The organism is Micropruina sp. (assembly GCF_027492755.1).
GTDB lineage: Bacteria > Actinomycetota > Actinomycetes > Propionibacteriales > Propionibacteriaceae > Micropruina.
In genome coordinates this window covers 1-4157 of record NZ_JAPUED010000010.1, presented here as the reverse complement: position 1 = coordinate 4157, position 4157 = coordinate 1, and the positions used below count along the sequence as shown (strand labels likewise).

Genomic DNA, 4157 nt, shown 5'->3' with positions numbered 1-4157 from the left:
AGGGGTTTCGACAAGCTCAACCGGCGGTGGCGAGGGGTTTCGACAAGCTCAACCAACAGAGGGCCTAGTTGGCGTCGGCCAGCAGAGGCACGGCTGGGAAGTCGACCGGGACGTCCAACGCGATGTTGATGTAGTTGGTGAACAGGTTGAGCGCGACCTGGGCGATGGCTTCGACGATCTCGCCGTCGCTCCAGCCGTGGTCACGTAGCCGCTGGATGTCGTCGGCGTCGACGGCACCCCGCCGGTCGACCAGGGCCACCGCGAACTCCAGCAGGGCCCGGACGCGGGGATCGTCCACCTCGGTGCCTTGAGCGGCCCGCATCTGCTGCTCACTGACGCCAGCCTTCAACCCGAGCGCGGTGTGGGCGGCGAGACAGTAGCGACAGTTGTTGCGGTCGGCGACCGCCACGGCGATCTGCTCGCTCAACGCCGCCCCGAGCGCACCAGTGGAGAATGCGCCGAACGCTCCCCACATGGATTGCAGCGCCGCCGGAGAGTTCGCGACCGCGCGGAACATGGCTGGCACGGTGCCGAACGCGGCGCCGATGCGGTCGAGGCTGGCTCGGCGCTGTCCGTCGGTGGTGCTGGGGTCGATGAGGGGAACGCGGGACATGGGATCTCCTTTTCGCTGGATGCCGCTTCCGGTGCGGCTCTGTTCTCTACTCTTGCCGAGCTGACTGGACTTTGCAGCACAGATAATCCGCAATAATTGTCTGATCGTCTAGCATTCGCCTATGGCACCTATTGACCGGCTCGATGACCTGCTGGAGAGGTTCACGGTGCGGGCGCGCCAGTTCCACACCGGCCCGCTGTGTGGCCGTCGCCGGTTCGAGGCGCTCGCCGGCCGTGGGTTCCTGCACATCCTGCGGGCGGGTGAGCTGACCATCTTCGACGGCCCGGACGGCGCACGCCGGGTGGTCACGGAACCGAGCCTGCTGTTCTATCCGCGTAGCCACGACCATGTCTTCCAGACCGAGGGCATCGGCGTCGATCTGGCCTGCGCGACGCTGGAGTTCAGTGGCGGCGATGACAATCCATTGGTCAGGGCGCTTCCCCGCGCGGTGACCGTGCCCATCGCGGAGGTCTCCGGGTTGGCCGGGTCCCTAGGGCTGCTGTTCGACGAGATCGACGACTTCCGGTGCGGACATCGCCACGTGGTCGATCGGCTGTTCGAGATCACCCTGATCAAACTGCTGCGCTGGCTGCTCGATCACTCCAAGGACGCCGGCCTGCCGCCCGGGCTTCTGGAGGGCATGGCAGATCCGCAGCTCGCCCGCGCGCTGACCGCCATGCACGCCGATCCGGGCCATCCGTGGACGCTGGCCGAGCTCAGCACCGCGGCACAGATGTCGCGCAGTGCGTTCGCGGCTCGTTTCAGCCAACTGGTCGGCAGCACGCCCCACGACTACCTGACCAGCTGGCGGATCCTGGTCGGTCAGCAACTGCTCCGTCGCGGTGATCCGGTCAGCCGGGTGGCCGCCGAGTTGGGCTACACAGCCAGCTCGTTCTCGCGGCTGTTTACCCAACGGGTCGGCAGTTCGCCGCGGGCCTGGTTGGCGGCAGCCGAGCCGTGAGCGGTCATGGCGCTCAGCCCCCGGTCCGCGGAGTCAGCAGCCAGCACAGCGGCAACTCGGCACCAGCCCGGTTGAGCGCCGGATCGACCATGAGGCCGAACCGCTTGTCCGACGCGAGCTTCACCAGGGTGTCGAGCGGGACCGGAAACGCCTTGGTCTTGGCGTTCGCGTGATGGCTGGTGTGAGTGATCTCGAGTTGCCCGCCGGGGATCGGACGGGTGATCCGCACCTTCGCCGGATACTCCTCGGGTAGGTCGAACTGCCAGGAGATGGTCAGTTCGCCGCGCCGCTCGCAGGCGTCCATGCCCTTGCAGCCGTAGGTCTCGGGACGCACCTGGGCGGTCACCTTCTCGCCGTCGGCGGAACCGAGGTAGACGGTACCGCTCACCGTTGCCTCGGTTCGTGAACTGGTGCCGGCTGCACAGGTGCCCTGGATCCGTTCGGCCAACAGCGCGGCCAGTGCCTGCGGCGTGACCTGCTCGGTGGGCTGGCCCGTCGCGGGTGTCACCGGCAGCAGCTCCGCTCGGGGCGCAGCCGCGCAGTCCGGGTCGTCACGCCACGACGTGGCCGGCGCCTGCGGTGTCGCGGTCGTCCCGAGACGGGGATCCTGGGCGAGCGCGATCAGCTTCCTGACGGACTCGGACAGGTCTCCGGTCGGGGGAGTCTTCGGCGCCGGGTCGTCGCCGGCCAGGCTGGCAACCGCCACGCCGCCGGCGCGGGCCGACGCCACGTAGACGGTTCCACCCGGGTTCCAGGCCAGCCGCACACCGTCGCGTTCAACGCACTTGACCACGCGCTCGTTCTCCCAGAAGCACGTCGTCTCGCCGGTCGCCCAGTCGGGACCGGGCCCAAATGCCAGCGATACCCGCCACTCCGGCACCCCCGGCGTGGCGGCATGCACGACGACGCCAGTGGTGGCGTCCTTGATGCTGGCGTCGGCATACGCGGCGAAACCGACACCGAACTCCTGCTCGGTCAAGGCGGCGAGACCCTGGGCGGTGACCGGAGCCGATGAGGGTGACGGAGACCCGGCTGGTTGCGGTGCTGGGGTGCATCCGGCCAGCGTTGTGAGCGCGACGGCCATCAGGGCGGCGACCCGAGCCAACCAAGGCGACTGGGGGTGATTCATGCCCAGAGTGTAGATATGCCGATGGGCACCGGATCGGACGGCATCGGCGGCCGGGCTCACCAGACGGGTTCGGCGCGGCGGCGCCGCTGCCAGGAGGAGTAACTGCTGCGTCCCCGGACCCAGTAGCTGGCATGTGCCCAGGCGGAGTCTTCGTCGATCGAGAACGGGGAGGAGCGGACGGCGCGCTGGGCGCGCATGCCGATCAACCGCTCGATCAGGCCGTCGCTCTCCAGCCGTTCGTGGAGCTGGTCGAGCAGCCCGGCCTCCTCACGCCCGCCGGAAGCCAGCAGTGCGTAGGCGACGGTGACCACCTGGTCGTCGGAGAGGCCGTCCAATCCGGTTCGGATGACCTCTTGATGGATGATCGGTGCCGGAGGCGGGCTGAGCAGCATCTCGGCACGCCAGTCGTAGCCGGGATCGGCGAGTGCGAGGCGCAGGGCGGGAAGCACCTGGTCGAACAGGCAGTCCCGCTGCGCCAGCGGCAGCAGGCGCCGCAACCGGGTGGAGACGCCGTTGCTGGAGCGACCGAGCCGGCTGGCCAGGGCGGGCAAGTCCAGGCCCTCACGGATGCCGTCCACCAATGACTCGTAGTCGGACGGCTGCCAGGTCAGGCCGGAGCGGTTGGCCGGCTCGGTTCGGTCGGGATGGCTGAACAGCGGCGTGACGGACTCCATGGCGGCACCTTTCGGATCGAGTGCCGCCAGGATGTCGGTTCAGTGTTGCCAGGACTGTTGTCCGTCGCGTCCCGGGTGTTGTCGGAGTTGAGCGGTTACAGCGCGCCGCCGGCAGCCTCGGGCGCTGAGCTGTCATGGCCCGAATCGCCGACCGCCTCGCGAGCCAGGAACTCCTCCAGGTGGAACCAGTTGTCGCCGGCGCGTTCAGCGACCGCCAGCAGGGTCGACATCGACGAGACCTCTTCGACCTGCTCCTTGAGGAACCACAGCATGAACTGCTCGCCCAAGGCGTCGTCCTCGGCCCTGGCGGCACGGAACAGGGCCTCGATCTGGCCGGTCACCTCCTTCTCCTGGCGCAACGCGAGCGCGATCGGGGCGGTCACCGAATCGAAGTCGGTCTGTGGGTCGTCCAAGCCCTTGATCACCGGATTCACATCGCGGTCGAGCAGGTACTGCACCAGCATCATCGCGTGATTGCGCTCCTCGACGGACTGACGGTAGAAGTGCGCCGCCAGTTGGGGCAGATCTTTGGCGTCGAACCAGACCGCCACCGCGATGTACTGCTGGCTGGCGGAGAACTCGTTGCGGACCTGGGCCTGGAGCAGACCCATGAAGGTGGAATCGGTCGCATTCATGCGTCCACGCTACGCGCGATCCACGCCTCCGCAAGGCTGGGGAGCCTTGCCTAACGACCCGCCCATCCCCGCTGATCGAGCTTGTCGACCCCCGCTGATCGAGCTTGTCGAGATCCTTCTGAGGGTCTCGACAAGCTCGACCAAC

Annotated in this window: 5 protein-coding genes; 1 reads left to right on the top strand and 4 read right to left on the bottom strand. The window is 68.0% G+C overall.

Annotated features, from left to right (window positions below):
* Positions 1 to 64: 64 nt before the first annotated feature.
* Positions 65 to 613 carry a peroxidase-related enzyme gene (locus Q0066_RS00485; protein ID WP_298128970.1) on the bottom strand — a complete coding sequence of 183 codons (549 nt, stop codon included), beginning with the start codon at positions 611 to 613 and terminating at the stop codon, positions 65 to 67.
* 121 nt (positions 614 to 734) lie between these two features.
* Here Q0066_RS00485 and Q0066_RS00480 point away from each other — a divergent pair, with 121 nt between their 5' ends.
* On the top strand, positions 735 to 1574 hold the full coding sequence (locus Q0066_RS00480; RefSeq protein WP_298128967.1) for an AraC family transcriptional regulator: 840 nt from the start codon (positions 735 to 737) through the stop codon (positions 1572 to 1574).
* 13 nt (positions 1575 to 1587) lie between these two features.
* Here Q0066_RS00480 and Q0066_RS00475 read toward each other — a convergent pair whose 3' ends face one another.
* The 3 genes from Q0066_RS00475 to Q0066_RS00465 all read right to left on the bottom strand — a co-directional run bounded on the left by Q0066_RS00475 (position 1588) and on the right by Q0066_RS00465 (position 4012).
* Positions 1588 to 2703 carry a hypothetical protein gene (locus tag Q0066_RS00475; RefSeq protein WP_298128966.1) on the bottom strand — a complete coding sequence of 372 codons (1116 nt, stop codon included), beginning with the start codon at positions 2701 to 2703 and terminating at the stop codon, positions 1588 to 1590.
* Between the two features lie 56 nt (positions 2704 to 2759).
* Positions 2760 to 3377, bottom strand: coding sequence for a hypothetical protein (locus Q0066_RS00470; protein WP_298128964.1), 618 nt, complete (start codon positions 3375 to 3377; stop codon positions 2760 to 2762).
* Positions 3378 to 3472: 95 nt separating this feature from the next.
* Positions 3473 to 4012: a ferritin gene (locus Q0066_RS00465; protein ID WP_298128961.1), complete on the bottom strand. Its 540-nt coding sequence runs from the start codon at positions 4010 to 4012 to the stop codon at positions 3473 to 3475.
* Positions 4013 to 4157: the final 145 nt, after the last annotated feature.

Bases quoted from the DNA above. Each gene is read 5' to 3' on its own strand.
- Q0066_RS00485 (WP_298128970.1), bottom strand. From the start codon at position 613: ATGTCCCGCGTTCCCCTCATCGACCCCAGCACCACCGACGGACAGCGC.
- Q0066_RS00480 (WP_298128967.1), top strand. From the start codon at position 735: ATGGCACCTATTGACCGGCTCGATGACCTGCTGGAGAGGTTCACGGTG.
- Q0066_RS00475 (WP_298128966.1), bottom strand. From the start codon at position 2,703: ATGAATCACCCCCAGTCGCCTTGGTTGGCTCGGGTCGCCGCCCTGATG.
- Q0066_RS00470 (WP_298128964.1), bottom strand. From the start codon at position 3,377: ATGGAGTCCGTCACGCCGCTGTTCAGCCATCCCGACCGAACCGAGCCG.
- Q0066_RS00465 (WP_298128961.1), bottom strand. From the start codon at position 4,012: ATGAATGCGACCGATTCCACCTTCATGGGTCTGCTCCAGGCCCAGGTC.